General features: G+C 57.8%; 24 protein-coding genes. 15 read left to right on the top strand and 9 right to left on the bottom strand.

Going from position 1 to position 25124, the window contains the following annotated elements:
- Positions 1–306 precede the first annotated feature (306 nt).
- The 6 genes from xthA to M2422_RS05630 all read left to right on the top strand — a co-directional run bounded on the left by xthA (position 307) and on the right by M2422_RS05630 (position 6482).
- Positions 307–1113 carry an exodeoxyribonuclease III gene (gene xthA, locus M2422_RS05605; RefSeq protein ID WP_023311273.1) on the top strand — a complete coding sequence of 269 codons (807 nt, stop codon included), beginning with the start codon at positions 307–309 and terminating at the stop codon, positions 1111–1113.
- Between the two features lie 6 nt (positions 1114–1119).
- On the top strand, positions 1120–1803 hold the full coding sequence (locus M2422_RS05610) for a TVP38/TMEM64 family protein (RefSeq protein ID WP_064672313.1): 684 nt from the start codon (positions 1120–1122) through the stop codon (positions 1801–1803).
- A gap of 15 nt (positions 1804–1818) precedes the next feature.
- A complete protein-coding gene (locus M2422_RS05615; protein WP_064672934.1) occupies positions 1819–2979 on the top strand; it encodes an ABC transporter substrate-binding protein in 1161 nt (386 codons plus the stop codon).
- On the top strand, positions 2952–4481 hold the full coding sequence (locus M2422_RS05620) for a hypothetical protein (RefSeq protein WP_064672312.1): 1530 nt from the start codon (positions 2952–2954) through the stop codon (positions 4479–4481). The genes M2422_RS05615 and M2422_RS05620 overlap by 28 nt, the downstream gene beginning before the upstream one ends.
- The gene (locus M2422_RS05625) at positions 4481–5101 is read left to right on the top strand and encodes an ATP-binding cassette domain-containing protein (protein ID WP_064672311.1); all 621 of its coding nucleotides are present in this window, start codon (positions 4481–4483) and stop codon (positions 5099–5101) included. Before M2422_RS05620 ends, M2422_RS05625 begins: the two co-directional genes overlap by 1 nt.
- Before the next feature lie 73 nt (positions 5102–5174).
- Positions 5175–6482 carry a sulfurtransferase gene (locus M2422_RS05630; protein ID WP_064672310.1) on the top strand — a complete coding sequence of 436 codons (1308 nt, stop codon included), beginning with the start codon at positions 5175–5177 and terminating at the stop codon, positions 6480–6482.
- On the opposite strand, the gene M2422_RS05635 is transcribed toward M2422_RS05630, so the two are convergent.
- Positions 6479–7096 carry a CDP-alcohol phosphatidyltransferase family protein gene (locus tag M2422_RS05635; protein ID WP_064672309.1) on the bottom strand — a complete coding sequence of 206 codons (618 nt, stop codon included), beginning with the start codon at positions 7094–7096 and terminating at the stop codon, positions 6479–6481. The genes M2422_RS05630 and M2422_RS05635 overlap by 4 nt on opposite strands.
- Positions 7089–7658 (bottom strand): carboxymuconolactone decarboxylase family protein, encoded by a 570-nt coding sequence (locus tag M2422_RS05640; RefSeq protein ID WP_033145252.1) that lies wholly within the window; start codon positions 7656–7658, stop codon positions 7089–7091. Before M2422_RS05640 ends, M2422_RS05635 begins: the two co-directional genes overlap by 8 nt.
- 75 nt (positions 7659–7733) lie before the next feature.
- Between M2422_RS05640 and M2422_RS05645 the strand changes: the two genes are divergently transcribed.
- The gene (locus tag M2422_RS05645) at positions 7734–8150 is read left to right on the top strand and encodes a pyrimidine (deoxy)nucleoside triphosphate diphosphatase (protein WP_032657918.1); all 417 of its coding nucleotides are present in this window, start codon (positions 7734–7736) and stop codon (positions 8148–8150) included.
- On the opposite strand, the gene M2422_RS05650 is transcribed toward M2422_RS05645, so the two are convergent.
- A complete protein-coding gene (locus M2422_RS05650; RefSeq protein WP_029742006.1) occupies positions 8110–8388 on the bottom strand; it encodes a DUF1496 domain-containing protein in 279 nt (92 codons plus the stop codon). The genes M2422_RS05645 and M2422_RS05650 overlap by 41 nt on opposite strands.
- A 228-nt stretch (positions 8389–8616) precedes the next feature.
- On the opposite strand from M2422_RS05650, the gene gdhA reads away from it, so the two are divergent.
- Positions 8617–9960, top strand: a complete 1344-nt coding sequence (gene gdhA, locus M2422_RS05655) for an NADP-specific glutamate dehydrogenase (RefSeq protein ID WP_039262035.1) — start codon at positions 8617–8619, stop codon at positions 9958–9960.
- Positions 9961–10031: 71 nt separating this feature from the next.
- On the opposite strand, the gene M2422_RS05660 is transcribed toward gdhA, so the two are convergent.
- From M2422_RS05660 to M2422_RS05670, 3 genes are all read right to left on the bottom strand, one after another.
- On the bottom strand, positions 10032–11939 hold the full coding sequence (locus tag M2422_RS05660) for a DNA topoisomerase III (RefSeq protein WP_248202435.1): 1908 nt from the start codon (positions 11937–11939) through the stop codon (positions 10032–10034).
- A 4-nt stretch (positions 11940–11943) separates the two neighbouring features.
- On the bottom strand, positions 11944–12987 hold the full coding sequence (gene selD, locus M2422_RS05665) for a selenide, water dikinase SelD (RefSeq protein ID WP_008500702.1): 1044 nt from the start codon (positions 12985–12987) through the stop codon (positions 11944–11946).
- A 115-nt stretch (positions 12988–13102) separates the two neighbouring features.
- On the bottom strand, positions 13103–13654 hold the full coding sequence (locus M2422_RS05670) for an NAD(P)H nitroreductase (protein ID WP_064672307.1): 552 nt from the start codon (positions 13652–13654) through the stop codon (positions 13103–13105).
- A 167-nt stretch (positions 13655–13821) separates the two neighbouring features.
- Between M2422_RS05670 and sppA the strand changes: the two genes are divergently transcribed.
- The 3 genes from sppA (at position 13822) to pncA (ending at position 17409) form a co-directional block, all read left to right on the top strand.
- Positions 13822–15678, top strand: coding sequence for a signal peptide peptidase SppA (gene sppA / locus M2422_RS05675; protein ID WP_064672306.1), 1857 nt, complete (start codon positions 13822–13824; stop codon positions 15676–15678).
- 63 nt (positions 15679–15741) lie between these two features.
- Complete coding sequence (ansA, locus tag M2422_RS05680) at positions 15742–16758, top strand: asparaginase (RefSeq protein WP_008500705.1); 1017 nt, start codon at positions 15742–15744, stop codon at positions 16756–16758.
- Positions 16759–16767: 9 nt separating this feature from the next.
- Positions 16768–17409, top strand: a complete 642-nt coding sequence (gene pncA, locus M2422_RS05685) for a bifunctional nicotinamidase/pyrazinamidase (protein WP_064672305.1) — start codon at positions 16768–16770, stop codon at positions 17407–17409.
- Positions 17410–17454: 45 nt separating this feature from the next.
- Here the strand turns inward: pncA and M2422_RS05690 are convergent, their stop codons facing one another.
- Positions 17455–17718 carry a YeaC family protein gene (locus tag M2422_RS05690; protein WP_196238666.1) on the bottom strand — a complete coding sequence of 88 codons (264 nt, stop codon included), beginning with the start codon at positions 17716–17718 and terminating at the stop codon, positions 17455–17457.
- Positions 17719–17774: 56 nt separating this feature from the next.
- Positions 17775–18188 carry a peptide-methionine (R)-S-oxide reductase MsrB gene (gene msrB / locus M2422_RS05695; protein ID WP_008500710.1) on the bottom strand — a complete coding sequence of 138 codons (414 nt, stop codon included), beginning with the start codon at positions 18186–18188 and terminating at the stop codon, positions 17775–17777.
- A gap of 340 nt (positions 18189–18528) precedes the next feature.
- Between msrB and gapA the strand changes: the two genes are divergently transcribed.
- Positions 18529–19524, top strand: coding sequence for a glyceraldehyde-3-phosphate dehydrogenase (gene gapA, locus M2422_RS05700; RefSeq protein ID WP_023311257.1), 996 nt, complete (start codon positions 18529–18531; stop codon positions 19522–19524).
- Positions 19525–19598: 74 nt separating this feature from the next.
- Positions 19599–20483: a D-hexose-6-phosphate mutarotase gene (locus M2422_RS05705; RefSeq protein ID WP_064672304.1), complete on the top strand. Its 885-nt coding sequence runs from the start codon at positions 19599–19601 to the stop codon at positions 20481–20483.
- A gap of 78 nt (positions 20484–20561) precedes the next feature.
- Here M2422_RS05705 and M2422_RS05710 read toward each other — a convergent pair whose 3' ends face one another.
- Positions 20562–21308, bottom strand: a complete 747-nt coding sequence (locus M2422_RS05710; protein ID WP_032657936.1) for a MipA/OmpV family protein — start codon at positions 21306–21308, stop codon at positions 20562–20564.
- 431 nt (positions 21309–21739) lie between these two features.
- On the opposite strand from M2422_RS05710, the gene yeaG reads away from it, so the two are divergent.
- A complete protein-coding gene (yeaG, locus tag M2422_RS05715; protein ID WP_008500713.1) occupies positions 21740–23674 on the top strand; it encodes a protein kinase YeaG in 1935 nt (644 codons plus the stop codon).
- A gap of 75 nt (positions 23675–23749) precedes the next feature.
- On the top strand, positions 23750–25033 hold the full coding sequence (locus M2422_RS05720) for a YeaH/YhbH family protein (RefSeq protein WP_032651499.1): 1284 nt from the start codon (positions 23750–23752) through the stop codon (positions 25031–25033).
- The last annotated feature ends 91 nt before the right edge of the window (positions 25034–25124 follow it).

Consider the following 25124-nt stretch of genomic DNA (forward strand, 5'->3'; position numbering starts at 1 on the left):
ATATCAACAAGTTACGATATGGAGTTATTCACTGTTAGTGCATAATAAGTGAATATTTTTACGACAAGCGGCGCTTTGCCGCATGAAAATCAGAAAGAGTATGCACAGGCCAAATATAATTCTGGAATTGTGATCGCTCGCGAAATTTATCGGTCATTTACGCCCTGTTTGAGGGCGAGGCGCGTCAGAATGGTGCAAATATTGCACCACCGGCATTAACTGTCGCAGTTATTGGCCGAACCCGGTAACAGTTGACGCAAATTCTGCTACCATCCATGCACTATTCACCTTGCACTGGCAGCGACTATGAAATTTGTCTCTTTTAATATCAACGGCCTGCGCGCCCGCCCCCATCAGCTTGAAGCTATCGTTGAACAACATCAGCCAGATGTGATCGGCCTGCAGGAGACCAAGGTTCACGACGACATGTTCCCCCTCGAAGAGGTGGCGAAGCTCGGCTACAACGTCTTCTATCATGGGCAGAAAGGCCATTACGGCGTTGCGCTGTTGACCAAAGAGACGCCAGTTTCAGTCCGCCGCGGGTTTCCCGGCGATGACGAAGAAGCACAGCGCCGCATCATCATGGCAGAACTGCCTTCCCCGCTGGGGAACATCACCGTGATTAATGGTTACTTTCCCCAGGGCGAGAGCCGCGACCATCCGACCAAATTCCCTGCTAAGGCCAAGTTTTATCAGGATCTGCAGAACTACCTGACAACCGAACTCAATAAAGACAATCCGGTGCTGATCATGGGTGATGTGAATATCAGCCCGACCGATCTGGATATTGGCATCGGTGAAGACAGCCGCAAACGCTGGCTGCGTACCGGCAAATGCTCCTTCCTGCCGGAAGAGCGCGAGTGGATGCAGCGCCTGCTGGACTGGGGGCTGGTGGATACCTTCCGTACCGCCAACCCGGACACGCAGGATCGCTTCTCGTGGTTTGACTACCGCTCAAAAGGCTTTGACGACAACCGCGGCCTGCGTATCGACCTGCTGCTCGCCAGTTCGCCGCTGGCAGAGCGCTGCATCGAAACCGGGATCGACTACGAGATCCGCAGCATGGAAAAACCGTCTGACCACGCGCCGGTGTGGGCTAAATTCAAGCTGTAATGACGCGTGAACATTCGAAAAATTGCTTTCCTGTGCGCCCTTCTGGGCGCATTTATTCTGTCGTTTGTCATGCTTCCCCCAGGCACGCTCTCCCTGGAAGGGATTAAAACCCACCAGCAGGCACTCCTCTCCCATGTTGACCACGCGCCGCTGCGAAGCGCGCTGATCTTTTTTGCGCTCTACGTGGCGGTCTCCGCCCTGTCGATCCCCGGCGCGGCGATCCTCACCCTGCTGGGCGGAGCGTTATTTCCCCTGTGGGAAGGCACCGTTCTGGTCTCGTTTGCCTCCACACTCGGGGCGACGCTTGCGATGCTCGCCAGCCGTTATCTGCTGCGCGAATGGGTCCAGCGGCGGTTTGCTCAGCAGATGAAAACGGTGAACGCCGGTATGGCGCATGACGGCGCGGGCTATCTTTTTGCCCTGCGCCTGATGCCGCTGTTCCCGTTTTTCCTGGTGAATTTGCTGATGGGGCTGACCCGCATTGGCGTATATCGCTACTGGTGGGTCAGCCAGGTCGCCATGCTGCCCGCGACGGTTGTCTTTCTGAACGCCGGGCGCGAGCTGGGGAAAGTGGCGTCGCTGCGCGATATTTTGTCGCCGGGCATGCTAATCGCCTTTACACTACTGGGGTTATTGCCGCTGGCGACGCGCCGGCTGTTTTCCCGTTATCTCCCGTCTGTTAAAAAGTGAGGCATTATGCGCCGTGTGCGTTTTTGCGCGTTCCTGACCGGTCTGCTGCTGGCAGCCCCCCTCTGTGCCGCCGAAAGCTGGCACGCTATTCAACAGCAGGCCAAAGGCCAGACCGTCTGGTTTAACGCCTGGGGCGGCGATCCGGCGGTCAACCGCTACCTTGAGTGGGTCAGCGGTGAGATGCAAACGCACTACGCCATTACCCTAAAAATTGTCCCGCTGGCGGACGCCGCCGATGCGGTAAAACGGATCCAGACCGAAGCCGCCGCAGGGCGTAAGGCCAACGGCTCGGTTGACCTGCTGTGGGTCAACGGCGAAAACTTCCGCACGTTAAAAGAGGCGAACCTGCTGCAAACCGGATGGGCGCAGACGTTGCCAGACTGGCACTATGTCGATACCCGCAAACCCGTCACGGAAGATTTTGCGATTCCAACCGACGGGGCGGAATCCCCATGGGGCGGCGCGCAGCTGACCTTTATCGCCCGCAAAGCCAGCATGCCGACGCCGCCCGCGGATCCGCAGGCGCTGCTGGCGTACGCGCAGCAGCATCCGGGCAAGGTCAGCTATCCCCGCCCGCCCGATTTTACCGGCACGGCCTTTCTGGAGCAGCTGCTGCTGACGCTGACCGATCGCCCTGAAGCTTTACAAAAAGCGCCCGATGCAACGTTTGCTCAGGTTACGGCGCCGCTCTGGGCCTACCTCGATAAGCTGCACCCGCTGCTGTGGCGCGAAGGAAAAGATTTCCCTCTCTCACCTGCCCGAATGGATAACCTGCTTGCCAGCGGCAGTCTGAACCTGTCGCTGACCTTTAACCCGTCCCATGCGCAGCAGAAAGTGGCGAGCGGCGAACTGCCCGCCGACAGCTACAGCTTTGGTTTCGAGAGCGGGATGCTCGGCAACGTGCATTTTGTGGCTATCCCGGCCAATGCCAGCGCGAGCGCGGGTGCAAAGGTGGTCGCTAATTTCCTGCTGTCACCGCAGGCGCAAATCCGCAAGGCCGACCCGGCCATCTGGGGAGACCCGAGCGTCCTGGATGCGAAAGCGCTGCCCGAAGAGGAAGCGAAACAGCTGCTGGCCCATACGCCTCAGGGGCTGCCGCAGGTGCTTGCAGAGCCGCAGTCCGCCTGGGTGAACGCGCTGGAGCAGGAATGGCTGCGTCGTTACGGCACCCGCTGAGCGGGCTTGTCTGGCTGGCGATGGCGGTGATTTATCTGCCGATCCTGCCCGCAGGCGTGATGCTGTTCGCACCGGCGCTTTCTGCGACAAACTGGCAGCGGCTGCTGAACGATCCGCAGCTGCCACAGGCGACCGTCGCCACGCTGGTCTCAACGCTCATCGCCACGCTGGGGGCGTTGCTGATTGCGCTTTTCTTCGTCTGCCTTTTGTGGCCCGGTCAACGCTGGCGACGCCTCACGACCCGCCTGCCCTGGCTGTTGGCTATCCCCCATGTGGCCTTTGCCACCAGCGCGTTGCTGCTGTTTGCCGAGGGCGGTCTGTTTTATCAGCTCTGTACCGTCTGTACGGCTCCGTTTGACCGCTACGGCGTCGGGCTGGGCCTGACGCTCGCGGTCAAAGAGAGCGCGTTCGTACTGTGGGCCATTTACGCCGTGCTGCCGGAAAAACGGCTCGCGCAGCAGAAGATCGTCCTGCAAACCTTTGGCTACGGGCGTTATCAGACGCTCAGCTGGCTGATCCTCCCGGCGATCGCGCCTGTCCTCGGCGCGGTGATGCTGGCGGTGCTGGCATGGTCGCTCTCGGTCGTGGACGTGGCGATCGTTCTCGGGCCCGGCAACCCGCCCACCCTGGCCGTGCTGGCCTTTCAGTGGCTAAGCCAGGGCGACGCGCAGCAGCAGGCAAAAGGAATGCTGCTGTGCCTGCTTCTCCTTGTACTGCTGGCCGCGCTGGCCGCCCTCGGGTACGGCCTCTGGAAGGCATGGCGTCGCACAATTCCGGAACTCGCGGGAACGCGCCGAAGGTCTCAGCGCGCCCTGCCTGAGCGGGCATTCAGCGGGTTACTGCCCGCGTGCGGCGTCCTGTGCGCTGCGGTACTGCTGATGCTGGCGGAAGGGGGAGACGCGGGCCCCGTGGGGACCAGCCTTTCCTTCGGCCTGCTGTCGAGCCTGATCGCCCTCATCGTCATTTTTCTCTGGCTGGAATGGGGACCGCAGCGCGGCGCAGCGTGGGTGTGGTCACCGCTCGCCCTTCCTGCGCTGCCGCTCGTCACCGGGCAATACTTTATTGCATTGCGTCTGGGACTCGACGGGAACTATGCCGCCGTGCTCTGGAGCCATCTGCTGTGGGTATTACCCTGGATGCTGCTGGTTCTACAGCCCGCCTGGCGGCGGATCGATCCCCGGCTTATCCTTACCGCCAGAACGCTCGGCTGGCGACGGGCGAAAATATTCTTACTGCTGAAATGCCCCCTTCTGGTGCGCCCGGCGCTGCTGGCCTTTGCCATTGGTTTTTCCGTCAGCATGGCGCAATACATGCCGACGCTCTGGCTTGGCGCGGGGCGTTTCGCCACGCTGACTACCGAAACCGTCGCGCTCAGCAGCGGGGGCAGCATCCCCGTTCTCGCCAGCAGGGCGCTGGGATTACTGCTGGTCACGGGCACGGTGTTCGGTCTTGCCGCCCTGTTATCCCGACTCGCGGGCCGCTACCGTCAAGGATTACGTTAATGCTGAAGGTAAACCATCTCACCATCGAACCGCTTTTCCGCGAGGTCAATTTTTGCGTTCCTCGCGGGGAGATCGTTACCCTGATGGGGCCGTCCGGCAGCGGTAAATCGACCCTTTTTGCGTGGATGGTCGGCGCGCTGTCAGACGATTTCCAGGCGCGGGGCGAACTGTGGCTCGACGCGCGTCGCTGCGATAGCCTTCCCGTCGAATCCCGCGGGCTGGGCATTCTCTTTCAGGACGCGCTGCTGTTTGAACCGTTCAGCGTCGGGCAAAATTTGCTGCTGGCCTTGCCTGAGCGCATCGTCGGACGCGCGCGTCGGGAAGCGGTCGAGCAGGCGCTGGATTCCGCCGGGCTGAGCGGTCATTACGCCAGCGATCCGGCCACCCTTTCCGGCGGGGAGCGTGCCCGGGTCAGCCTGCTGCGGGCCCTGCTCGCAGAGCCGCAGGCGCTGCTGCTGGACGAACCGTTCAGCCGCCTCGATAAAACGCTGCGCACAACGTTTCGGACATGGGTTTTTGACGCCGTCCGCGCGCGCAATATCCCGGTGGTGCTGGTCACGCACGATGAGGACGATATTCCGCCCGGCGGCAAGCTGATTGAGATTTCTCGCTGGCAATAATGTGCTAACGCAATGTTTTCCGTTTCGGGAGAGACGACAATGCCCCCCTCTTTTACTGACGTCAGGTTATTCGATGAAACGTGTTTCTCAACTGACCGCGCTGGCCCTGCTCTGCGGCCTCGCGTCCTTTTCCTCTCTGGCGGCTGATATGCCCAACGCGATGACGCTCTCCCAGCTTCAGGCGCAGCACGGCACGCCTGTCGACACCCGTCCCAGCGCGTTCTATAACGGCTGGCCGCAGACCCTCAGCGGCCCTTCCGGGCACGAACCCGCCGCACTCAACCTGGCTGCCGCCTGGCTGGGCGCAATGAGCGACGAGCAGATTGCGCTTTGGGCAAAGCAGCATCAGCTTACGCCCGCGACGGCCATCGCCCTCTACGGCGACGAGAACGATAACCTGGCGGTGAAGTCCCGCCTGGAGAAAGCCGGATACCGCCATGTCTCGCTGCTCAGCGACGCGCTGCAGACGCCCGACCGCCTTCAGCGCCTGCCCCACTTTGAACAGCTGGTTTACCCGCAGTGGATCCACCGCCTCCAGCAGGGTAACCCCGTAACCGCCGCGCCGGCGGGTGACTGGAAAGTGATTGAAGCCGCCTGGGGCGCACCGAAGTTTTACCTGCTGAACCACATTCCCGGCGCGGGCTACATCGACACCAACGAGGTGGAAAGCGAGCCGCTGTGGAATAAAGTCTCCGACGACACGCTGAAAGCGATGCTGGCGAAGCACGGGATCCGTCACGACACCACCGTCATTTTGTATGGCCGTGACGTTTACGCCGCCGCGCGCGTGGCGCAGATCATGCTGTATGCGGGCGTGAAGGATGTGCGTATTCTCGACGGCGGCTGGAAGGCGTGGTCGGATGCAGGCCTGCCGGTTGAACGCGGCACGCCCGGCAAAGTGACGCCAGCCCCCGATTTTGGCGCGCCGATCCCCGGCCAGCCGCAGCTGATGGTTGATATGGAACAGGCGCGGGGGATGCTGCACCGTCAGGATGCCTCCCTGGTCAGCATTCGTTCGTGGCCGGAGTTCATCGGCGAAACCAGCGGCTACAGCTACATCAAGCCAAAAGGTGAAATAGCCGGTGCCCGCTGGGGTCATGCGGGCAGCGACGCGACCCATATGGAAGATTTCCATAACCCGGATGGCACCATGCGCAGCGCGGACGATATCGCCGCCCAGTGGAAGCGCTGGAATATTCTGCCGGAGCAGCACGTCGCGTTTTACTGCGGCACCGGGTGGCGGGCGTCAGAAACCTTTATGTACGCCCGGGCGATGGGCTGGAAGAATGTCGCCGTCTATGACGGCGGCTGGTACGAATGGAGCAGTCACCCGCAGAACCCGGTCACCACCGGAGCGCGCGGGCCAGAGAGCGCTCTCTAAGGGCTGAGTGACTTCAGCGTCACATAGCCGCTCCAGACGCGCGTTGTGGTGGTCAGCCAGCACAGCGCGCCGAATACCCACGCGAACAGCGCAAAGTGCGCCGGGAACAGGCAGCACAGCACGAACAGCGCGATGGTCTCCGTCCCTTCCGTTAACCCACCGATGTAATAAAACGACTTGTGCGCATAGCCGGGGTTGTCGATGTCGTGCTTTGCGGCCAGCGCCGCAAACGCCAGAAAGCTGCTGCCGGTACCGATAAACGCAAACAGCAGCCAGGCGGCCGCGAGCGCATTCTCTGCGGGAGCCGCGAGCGCAAAGCCAAACGGCACCAGGGCGTAGAACAGAAAATCGAGCGCGATGTCGAGAAATCCGCCCGCGTCGGTCAGGCCTCTCCGGCGCGCCAGCGCGCCGTCCAGACCATCCAGCAGGCGGTTAAGCACGATGGCGGCCAGCGCCGCCGGATACCAGCCGAGGGCCAGAAACGGCAGCGCCAGCACGCCGAAGACAAACCCGGTCAGGGTCAATCCGTCGGGCGTGATGCCCGGCCTATCCAGCACGGAAACCAGACGATTCAGAACGGGCTTTACCCGCGGATGAAGATGGCGGTCAAGCATGAGGAGTCTCGTTAAACGTGGCGCACAGCCCCTGCGCCGGAATATCCAGCGCGGCATTAAAGCGCGCGGAGAGATTCTGAAACGCAATCAGCGCCGTCATCTCGGTGATGGCATCATCCGTGAAGTGGCATTTCAGCGCCGTTCTGACTGCCTCATCCGCCCGGGGCGGCGTGGCGGTCATCGCCTCGGCGTAGGCCAGCGCCACGCGCTCTTGCTCGGTAAACAAGGCGGAATCCTGCCAGTCGCTCACGGCCTGAACCTTATCCAGCGCGCCGCAGCGCTCGGCCAGCCGCAGGCTGTTGGCATCAATACAGAAAGCGCAGTGACAGAGCTGGGATACCCGCGTCATGAGCAGCGAACGCAGCGCGGGCGTCAGGCGCGCGTGACGACGCTCCAGAAAGCCGACAAACAGCGCCACCAGCCAGAACAGACGCGGCATGCGCCCCCACCAGCGGGTGGGATTCAGCACCGCGCCAAAGTGCTTTTTCTGCATGGCGGCAATCGGTTTTAGGCTGGCGGGAAGGGATTCGAGGGGGGCAACCCAGGCGGTGGACTCTTTCACCTGATTCTCCTGTTTACTGGACTCTGAGAAAGGGCACGATAATATGTCTTTTTTCGCTATCAATTATTGACGACCATGCTGAAAACACTCGATGTCGTTGCCGCCATCATCGAAAAAGACGGCAACATTTTACTGGCGCAGCGCCCTGCCCACGCCGACCAGCCGGGAATGTGGGAATTTGCAGGCGGTAAAGTCGAGGCCGGAGAAACCCAGCCAGAAGCGCTTATCCGCGAGCTGCGTGAAGAGTTGGGCATTGACGCCCTGCCGGGGCAATACGTGGCAAGCCACCAGCGGGAAGTCTCCCAGCGGTTGATTAACCTGCATGCCTGGCACGTTCCTGCTTTTCGCGGCGAGCTCACGGCGCACTACCACAGCGCGCTCGCGTGGTGTACGCCGGAAGAGGCGTTTGGCTACGCCTTAGCCCCCGCGGATATTCCGCTGCTGGAAGCCTTTATTGTTTTACGCGACGCCAGACCAGCGGGTTCGTGCTGATGGCGCGCTCGTCGCGCTGGCACTGCAGCAGAATGCCGTCCGCTTTCACAACGGCCCCTTCCGAGTAGTTCTGATTCTGATAGATACAGCACTGATTACAGGGCTGCACCGTTTGATTCTGGCCGCTGGAGCTAAACACTTCCGGCGGCACATTCACTTCCACGTCCGGGAGAATGGGGTTGGCCTGCACGCCTGCGGTAAAGATCAGACATAACGCGGTGAGTAGATAACGTTTCATAGACACATCTTCCAGTAGTTCCTTGATAATGACTATAACGGTAAACCAGAGCGGAACCTTTAATTTATCTCTTCATCGCTTTTCGTTATGAAGCCCGCCCTCTCATTAATTTCCCTTTCGTCATAAATTTCTGCTTGCCTCACAAAGCGGTACGGGTGGTATAGTCAAAAAAACAACACAAATCGCATAAGTAATAAACATAAAATACGATAAGAGGTTCTTATATCTATGGATCAGACACGCTCTCTGGAAAGTTTCCTTGCCCATGTTCAGCAGCGCGACCCGCACCAAAGCGAGTTCGCGCAGGCCGTGCGTGAAGTTATGACCACCCTGTGGCCCTTCCTTGAACAAAACCCGCGTTATCGCCAGATGTCTCTGCTTGAACGCCTTGTCGAGCCAGAGCGCGTGATCCAGTTCCGCGTGACGTGGGTTGACGATCGCAACCAGGTACAGGTTAACCGGGCGTGGCGCGTTCAGTTTAACTCGGCGATTGGCCCGTTTAAGGGCGGCATGCGTTTTCATCCGTCCGTGAACCTGTCGATTCTGAAATTCCTCGGCTTCGAGCAGACCTTTAAAAACGCCCTCACCACGCTACCGATGGGCGGCGGGAAAGGCGGCAGCGATTTCGACCCGAAAGGCAAAAGCGAAGGCGAAGTCATGCGCTTCTGCCAGGCGCTGATGACCGAACTCTACCGTCACCTCGGCCCGGATACCGACGTTCCTGCCGGTGATATCGGCGTGGGCGGACGTGAAGTGGGCTTTATGGCCGGGATGATGAAAAAGCTCTCCAACAACAGCGCCTGCGTCTTTACCGGCAAGGGTCTGTCGTTTGGCGGCAGCCTGATCCGCCCGGAAGCGACCGGGTACGGCCTGGTTTACTTCACCGAGGCGATGCTCAAGCGTCACGGTTTAGGCTTTGAAGGCATGCGCGTCGCGGTGTCCGGCTCCGGTAACGTGGCGCAGTATGCGATTGAGAAAGCGATGCAGCTTGGCGCTCGCGTGGTGACCGCCTCTGACTCCAGCGGCACGGTGGTGGATGAAGCGGGCTTCACGGCAGAGAAGCTGGCGCGCCTGTGTGAAATCAAAGCCAGCCGCGACGGTCGCGTGGCGGATTATGCCCGGGAGCTTGGCCTGACCTACCTGGAAGGGAAACAGCCGTGGGGCGTGCCGGTGGATATCGCCCTGCCGTGCGCAACGCAGAACGAGCTGGATGCGGACGCCGCGCGTACCCTGATTAGCAACGGCGTAAAAGCGGTGGCCGAAGGGGCGAATATGCCGACCACCATCGACGCGACGGACCTGTTCCTGGAAGCGGGCGTGCTGTTTGCGCCGGGCAAGGCCGCTAACGCGGGCGGCGTGGCGACCTCCGGCCTCGAGATGGCGCAAAACGCCGCGCGTCTCGGCTGGAAGGCGGAGAAAGTGGATGCGCGCCTGCACCACATCATGCTGGATATTCACCATGCCTGCGTGGAGTACGGCGGCGAGGCGTCGCAAACCAACTACGTGCGCGGGGCGAATATCGCCGGATTCGTGAAGGTGGCGGATGCGATGATTGGTCAGGGCGTGATTTAAGGTTTATCGCGTGCGGCCGGGAGCCCTCATCCCGGCCCTCTCCCAGAGGGAGAGGGAGAAAACCGGGCGTATCAGGCCGCGCTCTTTTTCTTTTTGAACGGTTTCTTCGCGCCGCCACCGGGCGCAACCATCCCTCTGAACGTTTTCACCGGCGTGCTGCGCGCCTGATCGATCAGCTGGTAAAGCGTCCCGACCAGCGGCTGCATAAAGTCCTGATAGCGGCACTGCTTCTCGCTGATCTGCGTCAGCACCGATTCCCAGTGCGCGGTCATGTCCGGCCTCGCAGCCAGCTCCGGCAGAGAATGAATCAGCGCCCGGCCCGGTTCCGTTGAGTGGATGTAGCGTCCCTTTTTCTCCAGGAAGCCGCGCTTAAAGAGCAGCTCGATGATCCCCGCTCGCGTCGCTTCCGTCCCCAGACCGTCGGTGGCGCGCAGGATCTTCTTCAGATCTTTATCTTGCACAAACCGGGCGATCCCGGTCATCGCCGACAGCAGCGTCGCATCGGTGAAATGGCGCGGCGGCTGGGTCTGACGTTCAACCACTTCGCCCTGCTCGCACAGCAGTTCGTCATCTTTGGCGACCACCGGCAGCGGCGTGCCGTCGTTCTCTTCGTCGCGCTCTTTATTCCCCAGCAGCGTGCGCCAGCCTGCTTCTGCGAGGAAACGCGCTTTGGCGATAAACTTGCCTTTGGCAATCTCAAGCTCAATCACGCACTTACGGAATACCGCGTCCGGGCAGAACTGCATCAGGTACTGACGGGCGATCAGGTTATAGACCTTCGCTTCGTTCTCGGTCAGGTTGACGCTGCTGGCGCGGGCCGTCGGGATAATCGCGTGGTGGGCATCGACTTTTTTGTCGTCCCAGCAGCGGTTATGGGTGTCAGGGTTTACCGCCGGCTGCGGGAGCAGATCCGGCGCGTGGACGCTGATGGCGTTCATCACCGAGTGGCGACCGGCAAAGTGCTCTTCCGGCAGATAGCGACTATCCGAACGCGGATAGGTGATGAGCTTGTGGGTTTCATAGAGCTTCTGGCAGATGTCCAGCACGTTCTGCGCGCTTAAGCCAAACTTTTTGGCCGCCTCAATCTGAAGTGCGGAAAGCGAGAACGGCAGCGGCGCGGGTTCTGATTCCCGTTTATCGTTATAGCTGGTGACGATAGCCGGCTGGCCGGTAATGCGGTTAACCACGTGATCCGCCAGCGGACGATGGAGCAGTCGCCCCTCTTCATCCTGATACGATTCACAGGCATCGCTCGGCTGCCAGACGGCGGTAAAGCGTTCGTCTTTAGGCGTGACGATATGCGCTTTCACCTCAAAGAAATCTTTGGCGACGAAGTTCTCAATCTCTTCGTCACGACGCACCACCAGCCCCAGCACCGGCGTCTGCACGCGCCCCACGGAAAGCACGCCCTGATAGCCCGCGTTGCGCCCAAGAATGGTGTAGGCGCGGGTCATATTGATGCCGTACAGCCAGTCGGCGCGGGCGCGGGCTAATGCCGAGACGCACAGCGGAATAAACTCGCTGTTGGCACGCAGGCGCGAAATCGCCCGCTCGACGGCCTGCGGGTTGAGGTCGTTAATCAGGCAGCGCTGCACCTGCTGGCGCTTTTCCGGCGCCAGCTCAAGATAGTCCAGAACCTCATCCACCAGCAGCTGTCCTTCCCTGTCCGGGTCACCCGCGTGCACGATTTCAGCGGCGTCATGCAGGAAGCGCTTGATGACGTTGAGCTGTTTGGTGACCGAAGGACGGGGCTGCAGGCGCCATTTTTCCGGCACAATGGGCAAATCATTCAGGTTCCAGCGGGCGTAGCGGCTGTCGTAGACGTCCGGCTGCGCCTGCTCAAGCAGGTGACCAATACACCAGGTGACCACCTGCCCGTTACCGCATTCGATAAAGCCGTCGCCCTTGCGATGCGGCTTAGGCAGCACGTCGGCGATGGCACGGGCCAGGCTCGGCTTTTCGGCAATAAACAACCGCATCGAATTAACGGATCTCAATCATCGGACGACCGCCGCGCGCGGTCACCAGCTCGCCGATCGCCGTCAGGGTGATGCCGAACTCGGCGGCAGTGGCCTGAACCTCGGCTTCGGATTCCGGCGTGACCGCCAGCAGCAGGCCGCCGGAGGTTTGCGGATCGCACAGCAGGTTGCGCCACTCCTCAGGCATTTCGCCCATCAGGTGACCATAGCTGGCGAAGTTGCGCTGGGTACCGCCCGGGACCGCGCCCTGAGCAATATACTCCTCCACGCCCGGCAGCTTCGGCACGTCCTGATACCAGACCTGCGCCTGCACGCCCGCGCCCTGACACACTTCAGAGAGGTGCCCCAGCAGGCCAAAACCGGTGACGTCGGTCATCGCCTTCACGCCGTCGATATTGGCAAACGCCGCGCCGGCGAGGTTCATCTGGCACATGACTTCGGTTGCCAGGCCTTTGTGCTCCGGTTTCAGCAGGGATTTTTTCTCGGCGGTGGTCAGCACGCCAATACCCAGCGGCTTGGTGAGGAACAGTTTGCAGCCCGCCTGCGCGGTGCTGTTGCGCTTCACGCGTTCGGTCGGCACTACGCCGGTAACGGCCAGGCCAAAGATAGGCTCCGGCGCATCAATAGAGTGACCACCGGCCAGGGCAATCCCCGCCTGCTGGCAGGCAAAACGTCCGCCATCAATCACCTCACGGGCCACTTCCGGCGGGATGGTGTTGATCGGCCAGCCCAGAATGGCAATCGCCATGATCGGCTTACCGCCCATCGCGAAGATATCGCTGATGGCGTTGGTGGCCGCAATGCGCCCGAAGTCGAATGGGTTGTCGACAATCGGCATAAAGAAGTCGGTAGTACTGATAATGCTGGTGCCGTTACCTAAGTCATAAACTGCAGCATCGTCACGCGTTTCATTGCCGACAAGCAGGTTCGGGTCGACAAACTTCGCCTGTTCACTGTGCAGGATGGTCTCCAGCACTTTCGGGGAAATTTTACAACCGCAACCGGCTCCGTGGCTGTACTGCGTTAAACGAATGGTTTGCTCGCTCATGGACGTCTCCTGTCATCTCAATCGCGCTATGGTAGCGCTCATTCCATAAAGAGGTAAGTATGACTGTCTGAATTCTGCGGCAGATGCTCAGAATCCAGACAGTTTAGGTGCGTTATCAGAAATGGCTGACGAAAGGCGTGGTGTCCGGAATGCTGATGGTGCTGGAGGCTTTAAGCTGCGGGGTGCCGAGATAGAGGAAGCCGACAATTTTGTCATGCTCACCGCAGCCAAAACCGTCACGGACCGCCGGGCTTTCGGTCAGCGCACCGGTACGCCAGATACCGTTAAAGCCCTGCGCGACGGCGGCCATTTGCATCGCCATCACCGCGCAGCCTGCGGACATTTCCTGCTCCCAGACCGGCACCTTATGGTTAGCCTGGCATTTCGCCACGACGGCGATAATCATCGGGGCGCGGAACGGGGCATTGCGCGCCTTGTCGATACCTTTCTCATCCTGACCGGCGGCAACCGCGCCCTGCTCCAGCAGCTGACTGAAACGATCGCGGCCTTCACCTTCAATCACAAAGAAGTGCCACGGCTGCAGCGTGCCGTGATCGGGGGCACGCATGCCGGCACGCAGAATGTTCTCCAGCTGCTCGCCTGCCGGGGCAGGTTCGGCCAGACGGGAAGCGCTACGGCGGTTAACAAGCAGTTCGAGTGCGTCCATTGGTTAACTCCTTTCTTGAAATTTACTCACAAAATTAACACGACGGCAGATTTTGTTACAGCCTGGCAGGCGATTCCTGCTGACAAGTGGCGGTTGGGTCATTACGATAACCCCACATTACCGTCCAGTGGCGACGGAAACAGTCATTTTCTGGTTAGGGAGAATACATGCGAACCCTTTGGCGAATCATTGCCGGTTTCTTTAAATGGACGTGGCGACTGCTCAACTTCGTCCGCAACCTGGTGATGAACATCTTCTTCATCCTGCTGGTTCTGGTTTGCGCGGGCATCTGGATGCATATCAGCAACGCGAATCAGGCGCAGCATTCGACTCGCGGGGCCCTGTTACTCGATATCACCGGCGTTATCGTTGATAAACCGTCCGCCAGCAACCGTCTGGGGGCAATCAGCCGCCAGCTGTTTGGCGCGACATCAGACCGTCTGCAGGAAAACTCCCTGTTCGATATCGTCGATACCATCCGTCAGGCCAAAGACGACCGTAACATCACCGGGATCGTGCTGGATCTGAAAGATTTCGCCGGAGGCGATCAGCCTTCAATGCAGTACATCGGTAAAGCGCTGCGTGAATTCCGCGACAGCGGCAAGCCGGTGATTGCCGTGGGCGACAGCTACAGCCAGGGGCAATATTATCTGGCGAGCTTCGCCAATAAAATCTGGCTCTCCCCGCAGGGGACGGTGGATCTGCACGGTTTTGCCACCAACGGCCTGTACTACAAATCCCTGCTCGACAAGCTGAAGGTTACCACCCACGTCTTCCGCGTCGGCACGTATAAATCAGCCGTCGAGCCGTTTATCCGCGACGACATGTCTCCTGCCGCCCGTGAAGCGGACAGCCGCTGGATTGGCGAGCTGTGGCAGAACTATCTCGGCACCGTTGCCGCCAACCGCCAGATTACGCCTGAGCAGGCGTTCCCCGGCGCGCAGGGCGTGCTGGATGGCCTGCGTAAGGTTGACGGTGATACCGCGAAATATGCGCTGGATAACAAACTGGTAGATGCCCTGGGCACCAGCGCCGAGATTGAAAAATCCCTGAGCAAGCAGTTTGGCTGGAGCAAAGAGGACAAAAATTACAGCGCCATCAGCATGTATGATTACTCGGCGAAAAAGCCGGATGACAGCGGTGACAGCGTCGCGGTGGTGTTTGCCAACGGCGCCATCATGGACGGCCAGGAGACGCCGGGGAACGTGGGCGGCGATACTACCGCGTCACAAATCCGCGATGCTCGCCTGGATCCAAAAGTGAAAGCGATCGTCCTGCGGGTGAACAGCCCTGGCGGCAGCGTCAGCGCCTCCGAGGTGATCCGCGCTGAACTGGCCGCGGCGCGTGCCGCCGGCAAGCCGGTCGTCGTATCCATGGGCGGAATGGCCGCCTCCGGGGGTTACTGGATCTCAACCCCAGCCAACTACATCGTGGCCAACCCAAGCACGCTGACCGGTTCGATTGGCATCTTCGGGGTGATCAACACCGTGGAGAATAGCCTGGATTCTCTGGGCGTGCATACCGATGGCGTGGCCACCTCTCCGCTGGCGGATGTGTCGGTGACCAAATCCCTGCCGCCGGAAGTCTCTGAGATGATGCAGCTCAGCATTGAGAACGGCTATAAGCGCTTTATCACCCTGGTGGCGGACTCGCGTAAAAAGACGCCAGAGCAGATCGACCAGATTGCGCAAGGCCACGTCTGGACCGGCCAGGATGCGAAGAGCAACGGTCTGGTGGACAGCCTGGGCGACTTCGATGACGCGGTGAAGAAAGCCTCCGAGCTGGCGAAGCTCAAGCAGTGGCATATCGAGTATTACCAGGACGAGCCGTCGTTCTTCGATATGGTCATGGACAGCATGTCCGGCTCGGTACGCGCCATGCTGCCGGAGGCGATGCAGGCTTACCTGCCTGCGCCGGTCGCCACGGCGGCGAAAGCGATGAAGGCGGAAAGCGATAAGCTCGCGGCCTTTAACGATCCACAGAGTCGTTACGCGTTTTGCCTGACCTGCGCTAACGTCCGTTAAAAACCGTCCCCTCTTCCCGCGAAGAGGGGATTTTTTTCTTTTGAAGAACAAGAACTCACTACCATGCAGAAGAAATCGATTTATGTAGCCTACACTGGCGGTACCATCGGTATGCAGCGCTCTGAAAACGGCTATATCCCTGTCTCCGGCCACCTTCAGCGTCAGCTTGCGCTGATGCCAGAATTCCACCGTCCGGAGATGCCTGACTTCACCATCCACGAATACGAGCCGCTGATGGACTCCTCCGACATGACGCCGGAAGACTGGCAGCATATCGCGGATGACATTAAAGCCCATTACGACCAGTACGACGGCTTCGTGATCCTGCACGGCACCGACACCATGGCGTTTACCGCCTCGGCGCTCTCCTTCATGCTGGAGAACCTGAGCAAGCCGGTTATCGTCACCGGGTCGCAAATCCCGCTGGCGGAGCTGCGCTCGGACGGGCAGATCAACCTGCTGAACTCCCTGTACGTGGCGGCGAATTACCCGATCAACGAAGTGTCACTGTTCTTCAATAACCGTCTGTATCGCGGCAACCGTACCACCAAAGCCCATGCTGACGGTTTTGACGCCTTCGCCTCCCCTAACCTGCAGCCGCTGCTGGAGGCCGGGATTCATATCCGTCGTCTGGGCACGCCGCCTGCGCCGAACACCGCCGGCGAGCTGATCGTGCATCCGATCACTCCGCAACCGATTGGCGTGGTCACTATCTACCCGGGTATCTCCGCCGACGTGGTGCGTAACTTCCTGCGCCAGCCGGTGAAAGCGCTGATTTTGCGCTCCTATGGCGTCGGCAACGCGCCGCAGAACGGCGAATTCCTGAAAGAGCTTCAGGAAGCCAGCGAGCGCGGAATTGTAGTCGTGAACCTGACCCAGTGTATGTCCGGAAAGGTCAACATGGGCGGCTATGCCACCGGCAACGCGCTGGCGCACGCCGGAGTTATCAGCGGGTTCGATATGACCGTTGAGGCAACGCTGACTAAACTTCACTATTTACTGAGTCAGGATCTGGACATTCAGTCTATTCGCAGCGCGATGATGCAAAACCTGCGCGGCGAGCTGACCCCGGACGAATAAGGAGTGCTCATGAAGCAACGCGCCCTGTTACTGGTCGATTTGCAAAATGATTTCTGCGCGGGCGGTGCGCTGGCCGTCGCCGAAGGTGACAGCACCGTTGACGTGGCAAACACGCTGATTGACTGGTGCAAAGCCCGCGGTGAAGCGGTTGTCGCAAGCCAGGACTGGCACCCGGCGAACCACGGCAGCTTTGCCAGCCAGCACAACGTCGAGCCTTTCACTCAGGGGGAACTCGACGGGCTGGCGCAAACCTTCTGGCCGGATCACTGCGTACAGCAGACGGAAGGCGCGGAGCTGCATCCGCTCCTGAACCAGAAAGCCATCGACGCGGTGTTCCATAAAGGTGAAAACCCGGCTATCGACAGCTATAGCGCGTTTTTTGATAACGGGCATCGCCAGAAAACGGCGCTGGACGCGTGGTTACGCCACCATGAAATCACGGAGCTGATCGTGCTGGGCCTGGCGACGGATTACTGCGTGAAGTTTACCGTGCTGGACGCGCTCCAGTTGGGGTATACCGTCAGCGTCATCACCGACGGCTGCCGCGGGGTAAACATTCACCCGCAGGACAGCGCTCAGGCGTTTATGGATATGGCTGCGGAAGGCGCAACGCTGAATACGCTCGAAGACTGGCTGGAAACACAGGCGTAGTCTTTTACGCCCTCTCCCTGTGGGAGAGGGTATCAACCTGCACCGTTATTGCATTTTCATCGTCGCAATCGGCTTCGGCGTGATGCCAAAGTCTTCTTTCAGCTCGCGCTTGCTCTTCATGACCATCTGGCCTTTGGTGTCGATCGTCATGTGCTGCGCGTCGGTGTTATTGCGCGCCTGCCACAGCATCACCAGCTGCAAACTGTTCTCTTTTTGCTCCGGCGTCAGCGCAACGCCGTCGGGCCATTTTCCCAGTTCTACGGCGGTCACCAGACGCTGATAAATCTCCGGCGTCATGCCGCTAATCATGTCATCAATATTCACTCTCGCGCCCTTTCAAAGGAATAATTTGCTGAATCGTTTTTTCAACCCTTAATCTGGTCACCGTTTTCATCATCGGTGAAGCTCATTGAGGCTGAATTTACGCAGAAACGCTCGCCCGTAGGCTGGGGGCCATCCGGGAAGACGTGCCCAAGGTGCGCATCGCAGTTGCCGCAGCGAATTTCCGTACGCACCATGCCGTGCGACGAGTCGGTCAGGTAGCGGATGGCCTCATCGCTCACCGGCTCGTAGAAACTCGGCCAGCCGCAGCCAGAATCAAATTTCGTTTGTGAATTGAACAGAGGCGCATCGCAGACCAGGCAGTGGTAGACGCCGTCTCGCTTGTTGTGCAGTAAACGCCCGGTGAACGGCGGTTCCGTTCCGTGATTCTGCGTCACGTAAAACTGCATTTCTGTGAGGTTTTTTTTCAAATCGTCAGGGTTACGTTGGTTCGACATATGCTTACATCTCGCTGTAGAAACAGACATCTTTCAACCCGGATTCTAACAAAACATTAACACCCTTGCGTGCACTTTTGATCTAAACTTATGTGTCGCGAATAAGCGGTCAGGCAATTGTGATCACGTTCACATTTTTATCCTGCGAGGACTTTAAAATCCCGGCTCAGCCCCCATATGGGTGCAAGCTCAAAGGGAAAGTGAGGCGAGTCAGTCGCACAAACGTTAGTCACAGGATTGATTTGTCGCAATGATTGACACGATTCCGCTTGACGCTGCGTAAGGTTTTTGTAATTTTACAGGCAACCTTTTATTCACTAACAAATAGCTGGTGGAATATATGACTATCAAAGTAGGTATCAACGGTTTTGGCCGTATCGGCCGTATTGTTTTCCGTGCTGCTCAGAAACGTTCTGACATCGAAATCGTTGGTATCAACGATCTCCTGGACGCTGAATACATGGCGTACATGCTGAAGTACGACTCAACTCACGGTCGTTTCGACGGCACCGTTGAAGTGAAAGACGGCCACCTGGTTGTTAATGGCAAAACCATCCGCGTTACTGCTGAAAAAGACCCAGCTAACCTGAAATGGAACGAAATCGGTGTTGACGTTGTTGCTGAAGCAACCGGTATCTTCCTGACCGACGAAACTGCGCGTAAACACATCACCGCTGGTGCGAAGAAAGTTGTTCTGACTGGTCCTTCCAAAGACAACACCCCAATGTTCGTTCGTGGTGCAAACTTCGAAACTTACGCTGGCCAGGATATCGTGTCTAACGCATCCTGCACCACCAACTGCCTGGCACCGCTGGCTAAAGTTATCAACGACAACTTCGGCATCATCGAAGGTCTGATGACTACCGTTCACGCGACTACCGCTACTCAGAAAACCGTTGATGGCCCGTCTCACAAAGACTGGCGCGGCGGCCGTGGCGCGGCTCAGAACATCATCCCATCCTCTACCGGTGCTGCTAAAGCTGTAGGTAAAGTACTGCCAGAACTGAATGGCAAACTGACTGGTATGGCGTTCCGCGTTCCAACTCCTAACGTATCCGTTGTTGACCTGACCGTTCGTCTGGAAAAAGCTGCTTCTTATGAAGAAATTAAGAAAGCAATCAAAGCTGCTTCCGAAGGCGCAATGAAAGGCGTTCTGGGCTACACCGAAGACGACGTTGTATCTACCGATTTCAACGGCGAAATCTGCACTTCAGTATTCGATGCTAAAGCAGGTATCGCACTGAACGACAACTTCGTGAAACTGGTTTCCTGGTACGACAACGAAACTGGCTACTCTAACAAAGTACTGGACCTGATCGCTCACATCTCCAAATAAGTTGAGATGAGTGTTTGATCCAAAAAGGCGACTTCGGTCGCCTTTTTTATTGTTTTTAGACAGAGGATTGCTTAATGACTCATAAAATTTTTGCACTTCCGGTAGTCGAACAACTTACCCCTGTGCTCTCCCGCCGTCAGATTGACGGTGCTGATGTCATCGTCGTTGACCACCCACGCGTTAAAGCCTCCGTAGCGCTCAACGGCGCCCACCTGCTCTCCTGGAAACCGGAAGGCGAAGCTGAAGGCTTATGGCTGAGCGATGCGACCTCCTTCAAAAAAGGGGCCGCAATCCGCGGTGGCGTACCGATCTGCTGGCCGTGGTTCGGCCCGTCCGCACAGCCGGGTTTGCCGTCTCACGGTTTTGCCCGCAACCAGCAGTGGACGCTGAAAGCGCATAACGAAGATGACAACGGCGCAGTGCTGACCTTTGAGCTGCAGGCTAATGATGAAACCCGCGCCCTCTGGCCGCACGATTTCACCCTGTATGCCCGCTTCAAGCTGGGTAAAACCTGTGAAATCGAACTGGAAGCTCACGGCGAGTTCGAAACCACCTCTGCCCTGCACACCTATTTCAACGTGGGTGATATCAGCGCCGTGAAGGTGAGCGGCCTGGGCGATACCTATATCGACAAAGTGGATAACGCGAAAGAAGGCAAACTGAGCGACGGCGTCCAGGCATTCCCTGACCGTACCGACCGCGTTTACCTGCACCCGGAAGCGTGCAGCGTGATCCACGACGGCGCCCTAAACCGCGGCATTGAAGTGGTCCATCATCATCACAGCGACGTGGTGGGCTGGAACCCGGGCCCTGCGCTGTCCGTCAGCATGGCCGACATGACGGATGATGGCTACAAAACGTTTGTCTGCGTGGAAACCGCTTGCGTGAGCAACCCGCAAAAAGCGAGTGAGGAAAAACCGTCTCGTTTAGGGCAGACGATTCGCATTGTTAAGCGATAAATTCACTGAACCACGCTAAAGCAAACGGGGCGCAAGCGCCCCGTTTTGATGCATATATTGCACTAAATTAATGCACAATCAGAACTTGTAGCTCACACCCACAGAGAAGATGCCTGCCCAGGACTTATCGACCATCGGGCTATCCTTCACTTCGTCGCTCAGACGCTCATAGCGGCCGGTACCGTACACGCTCCAGTCGCCAAGGAAGTTGTAGCTCGCGGTCAGCTCCAGGTAAGGATCCCAGCCGTCATCTGCACTGTAGCTTTTCAGACCACTGCGGCGGGACTCGTTTTTAGAGACGCCGTAGTAGTAGTCGTTGTAGTTCTCGCTGTTGTACTGCACACCGATACCCGGCGTCAGCGTGAGCCCGCCGTTGGTGTAGCGGTACAACCACGCCAGATCCCAGATAAAGCCGTTGCTGTTATCCAGCGTGTCACCCGCCAGTGCCGTACGCAGGAAGCCATACTCGGTGTTATGTACATAAGAAAGCCCGGCCATCATGGTGCTTTTACGCTTGTCGAGCTGGCGAAGCGCATGGCTGTCGCTGTCGCCCGGCTTGAAGTGCGTTGGGTCGTAGTAGGCCATGATGGAGAGCTTATCGGCCTTATCGTTCCAGAGATAGTAGCCGCCGCCGAGCCCGCGGAACCAGACGTTGTCGCCTTCATAGGTGATAACGGGAACAGGATAAACATCACGGTCATACTGTTTATACGGGCTGTTAATGACGCCAACACCCGCACCAACCGTCCACTGACTTTCCGCCTGCGCGGTGTTCACTGCGGTCGCGGCAAGGATGCCTAATGCCAGAAGTTTGAGTTTGGTCACAATCCATTCTTTCCTGTAGTCAAATAATCAGCGGATGAAGTGTAACCGCCATTCCCGTACATCCCAAAATTTTTTGCCTGCTAATCAGTCTGATTAACCCGTTATTTTTAACTTTTCAGATGACAACACGCTTTCATTTATATGACCACTGAATGAAAAACGTGCATTTGTCTTATAACGACAGTGGAAATTTTTGGATGAGTTATTGATATGTCATTGAAAGTAGATTTTCTGGGCATGCAAGTTTTGCAAATGCCATCTACGCTTTAATTTAAGAAGAGTTTTCCTGAACACCCTGCGGTTCTTAGCGTCTGACCTGGCACACAGGTTGCTGCTCTGGCAGTGAGGTGCGAGAGATTCTCTTCCGGGAGCCTCCACTACTCATACGAACGGCTCTTATCCTGTGCTAAAAAACGAAAGGACGGCATGCCATGAATATATTCGATCACTATCGCCAGCGCTATGAAGCTGCCAAGGACGAAGAGTTCACACTGCAGGAGTTTCTTACCATCTGTCGGCAAGATCGCAGTGCCTATGCCAATGCGGCAGAACGGCTATTGATGGCCATTGGTGAGCCAAACATGGTTGACACTGCCCTGGAGCCTCGGCTTTCCCGTCTCTTTTCGAATCGGGTGGTCGCCCGATATCCGGCGTTTGAAGAGTTCTATGGTATGGAAGATGCCATCGAACAGATTGTCTCCTATCTGAAGCATGCCGCTCAGGGTCTGGAAGAGAAGAAACAGATCCTCTATTTACTCGGCCCTGTGGGGGGCGGTAAATCCTCGCTGGCTGAACGCCTGAAGTCGCTGATGCAGCGCGTTCCTATCTATGTGCTGAGCGCCAACGGTGAACGCAGCCCGGTGAACGACCATCCGCTGTGCCTGTTCAATCCGCAGGAAGACGCGCAAATTCTGGATAAAGAATATGGCATCCCGCGTCGCTACCTCGGCACCATCATGTCGCCGTGGGCGGCAAAACGCCTGCACGAGTTTGGTGGCGACATCACCAAATTCCGCGTGGTGAAGGTCTGGCCGTCTATCCTTGAGCAAATCGCCATCGCCAAAACAGAACCGGGTGATGAGAACAACCAGGATATCTCGGCGCTGGTGGGTAAAGTCGATATCCGTAAGCTGGAAAACTTCGCGCAAAACGATCCGGATGCCTACGGTTACTCAGGCGCGCTGTGCCGTGCGAACCAAGGGATTATGGAATTCGTCGAGATGTTTAAAGCACCGATTAAAGTGCTGCATCCTCTGCTGACGGCTACCCAGGAAGGCAACTACAACGGGACGGAAGGTATCTCCGCCCTGCCGTTTAACGGGATTATTCTCGCCCACTCGAACGAATCTGAATGGGTGACCTTCCGTAATAACAAAAACAATGAGGCCTTCCTTGACCGCGTGTACATCGTCAAGGTGCCTTATTGCCTGCGGATCTCCGAAGAGATCAAAATTTACGAGAAACTGCTTAACCACAGCGAGCTGGTGCACGCTCCTTGCGCACCGGGAACGCTGGAAACGCTGTCGCGCTTCTCCATCCTTTCGCGTCTGAAAGAGCCGGAAAACTCCAGCATCTATTCGAAAATGCGCGTCTATGACGGTGAAAGCCTGAAAGATACCGACCCGAAAGCGAAGTCGTATCAGGAATACCGCGACTATGCCGGGGTTGATGAGGGGATGAACGGTCTGTCCACGCGCTTCGCGTTTAAGATCCTCTCCCGCGTCTTTAACTTCGACCATGCGGAAGTGGCGGCCAACCCGGTTCATCTGTTCTACGTGCTGGAGCAGCAAATCGAACGCGAGCAGTTCCCGCAGGAGCAGGCTGAACGCTACCTTGAGTTCCTCAAAGGTTACCTGATCCCGAAATACGCCGAGTTCATTGGCAAAGAGATCCAGACGGCCTACCTGGAATCCTATTCAGAATACGGGCAGAACATTTTCGACCGTTATGTCACCTATGCTGACTTCTGGATCCAGGATCAGGAGTACCGCGACCCGGATACCGGCCAGCTGTTTGACCGTGAATCCCTGAACGCGGAGCTGGAAAAAATCGAGAAGCCTGCCGGGATCAGTAACCCGAAAGACTTCCGTAACGAGATTGTGAACTTTGTCCTGCGCGCCAGAGCGCATAACAACGGGCGCAATCCGAACTGGACCAGCTACGAGAAACTGCGCACGGTCATTGAGAAGAAAATGTTCTCCAATACCGAAGAGCTGCTGCCGGTGATCTCGTTTAACGCCAAAACCTCAACCGATGAGCAGAAAAAGCACGACGACTTTGTCGACCGTATGATGGAAAAAGGCTACACCCGCAAGCAGGTCCGTCTGCTCTGCGAATGGTATCTGCGCGTGCGTAAATCGTCTTAAAAACAAGTGCCCGGTGGCGGTTAGCGCTGACCGGGCCTACAAAATGCAAGTTGGCAAATGCAGTACGGGGGGTATATGACCTGGTTTATTGACCGGCGTCTTAACGGCAAAAACAAGAGCACGGTGAACCGCCAGCGCTTCTTGCGTCGTTATAAAGCGCAAATTAAACAGTCTATCTCCGAGGCCATCAACAAACGCTCGGTGACCGACGTCGACAGCGGCGAGTCTGTTTCCATCCCCACCGATGACATCAGCGAACCGATGTTTCATCAGGGGCGAGGCGGCCTGCGCCATCGCGTACACCCAGGTAATGACCACTTCGTTCAGAACGACAGAATTGAGCGTCCTCAGGGCGGCGGCGGTGGTTCAGGAAGCGGTCAGGGACAGGCCAGCCAGGACGGTGAAGGTCAGGACGAATTTGTCTTCCAGATTTCGAAAGACGAATATCTCGACCTGCTGTTTGAAGACCTGGCGCTGCCGAATCTGAAAAAGAATCAGCATCGTCAGCTTAATGAATACAAAACCCATCGCGCGGGCTATACCGCCAACGGCGTGCCCGCCAATATCAGCGTCGTGCGTTCGTTACAGAATTCGCTGGCGCGACGAACGGCCATGACGGCGGGCAAACGGCGCGAACTGCGCGAGCTGGAGAGCAGCCTGAAGGTCGTGGAAAACACGGAACCGGCGCAACTGCTGGAAGAGGAGCGTCTGCGTAAAGAGATTGCGGAACTAAGAGCGAAGATCGAACGGGTACCGTTTATCGACACCTTCGACCTGCGCTACAAGAATTACGAAAAACGCCCTGAGCCCTCCAGCCAGGCGGTGATGTTCTGTCTGATGGACGTTTCCGGCTCGATGGACCAGGCCACGAAGGATATGGCGAAGCGTTTTTATATTCTGCTCTACCTGTTCCTGAGCAGAACCTATAAGAACGTGGAGGTGGTTTATATTCGTCACCATACTCAGGCGAAAGAAGTAGATGAACATGAGTTTTTCTACTCGCAGGAGACCGGCGGGACCATCGTATCAAGCGCCCTGAAGCTGATGGATGAAGTGGTGAAAGAGCGTTACGACCCGGCGCAGTGGAACATTTATGCCGCGCAGGCGTCCGATGGCGACAACTGGGCCGATGACTCACCGCTGTGTCACGAGATTCTGGCGAAGAAAATTCTGCCGGTGGTGCGTTACTACAGCTATATCGAAATTACCCGTCGCGCGCACCAGACCCTGTGGCGGGAGTATGAACATCTGCAAGCAATGTTCGATAATTTTGCCATGCAGCATATCCGTGACCAGGATGATATCTATCCGGTGTTCAGGGAGCTGTTCCATAAACAATCTGCTACCAGCAACGCATAATCCAACAGCCAGCGAACCCGCTGGCTGTTTTCTTTCGACCCCGTTCATCCCGTGCTAATGTAGAACCCTGCAAAATGGATTATCACCGGGA

Origin of the sequence: Enterobacter sp. SLBN-59, assembly GCF_024807915.1 — a bacterium.
Taxonomy (GTDB): Bacteria; Pseudomonadota; Gammaproteobacteria; order Enterobacterales; family Enterobacteriaceae; genus Enterobacter; species Enterobacter asburiae_B.

Coding starts and splice junctions, on each gene's coding strand:
- M2422_RS05630 (WP_064672310.1), top strand. CDS start 5,175: ATGAAACGTGTTTCTCAACTGACCGCGCTGGCCCTGCTCTGCGGCCTC.
- M2422_RS05670 (WP_064672307.1), bottom strand. CDS start 13,654: ATGGACGCACTCGAACTGCTTGTTAACCGCCGTAGCGCTTCCCGTCTG.
- msrB (WP_008500710.1), bottom strand. CDS start 18,188: ATGTCGAACCAACGTAACCCTGACGATTTGAAAAAAAACCTCACAGAA.
- M2422_RS05625 (WP_064672311.1), top strand. CDS start 4,481: ATGCTGAAGGTAAACCATCTCACCATCGAACCGCTTTTCCGCGAGGTC.
- yeaG (WP_008500713.1), top strand. CDS start 21,740: ATGAATATATTCGATCACTATCGCCAGCGCTATGAAGCTGCCAAGGAC.
- M2422_RS05705 (WP_064672304.1), top strand. CDS start 19,599: ATGACTCATAAAATTTTTGCACTTCCGGTAGTCGAACAACTTACCCCT.
- selD (WP_008500702.1), bottom strand. CDS start 12,987: ATGAGCGAGCAAACCATTCGTTTAACGCAGTACAGCCACGGAGCCGGT.
- M2422_RS05635 (WP_064672309.1), bottom strand. CDS start 7,096: ATGCTTGACCGCCATCTTCATCCGCGGGTAAAGCCCGTTCTGAATCGT.
- sppA (WP_064672306.1), top strand. CDS start 13,822: ATGCGAACCCTTTGGCGAATCATTGCCGGTTTCTTTAAATGGACGTGG.
- M2422_RS05660 (WP_248202435.1), bottom strand. CDS start 11,939: ATGCGGTTGTTTATTGCCGAAAAGCCGAGCCTGGCCCGTGCCATCGCC.
- ansA (WP_008500705.1), top strand. CDS start 15,742: ATGCAGAAGAAATCGATTTATGTAGCCTACACTGGCGGTACCATCGGT.
- M2422_RS05650 (WP_029742006.1), bottom strand. CDS start 8,388: ATGAAACGTTATCTACTCACCGCGTTATGTCTGATCTTTACCGCAGGC.
- gapA (WP_023311257.1), top strand. CDS start 18,529: ATGACTATCAAAGTAGGTATCAACGGTTTTGGCCGTATCGGCCGTATT.
- pncA (WP_064672305.1), top strand. CDS start 16,768: ATGAAGCAACGCGCCCTGTTACTGGTCGATTTGCAAAATGATTTCTGC.
- M2422_RS05645 (WP_032657918.1), top strand. CDS start 7,734: ATGCTGAAAACACTCGATGTCGTTGCCGCCATCATCGAAAAAGACGGC.
- M2422_RS05690 (WP_196238666.1), bottom strand. CDS start 17,718: ATGATTAGCGGCATGACGCCGGAGATTTATCAGCGTCTGGTGACCGCC.
- gdhA (WP_039262035.1), top strand. CDS start 8,617: ATGGATCAGACACGCTCTCTGGAAAGTTTCCTTGCCCATGTTCAGCAG.
- M2422_RS05620 (WP_064672312.1), top strand. CDS start 2,952: ATGGCTGCGTCGTTACGGCACCCGCTGAGCGGGCTTGTCTGGCTGGCG.
- M2422_RS05720 (WP_032651499.1), top strand. CDS start 23,750: ATGACCTGGTTTATTGACCGGCGTCTTAACGGCAAAAACAAGAGCACG.
- xthA (WP_023311273.1), top strand. CDS start 307: ATGAAATTTGTCTCTTTTAATATCAACGGCCTGCGCGCCCGCCCCCAT.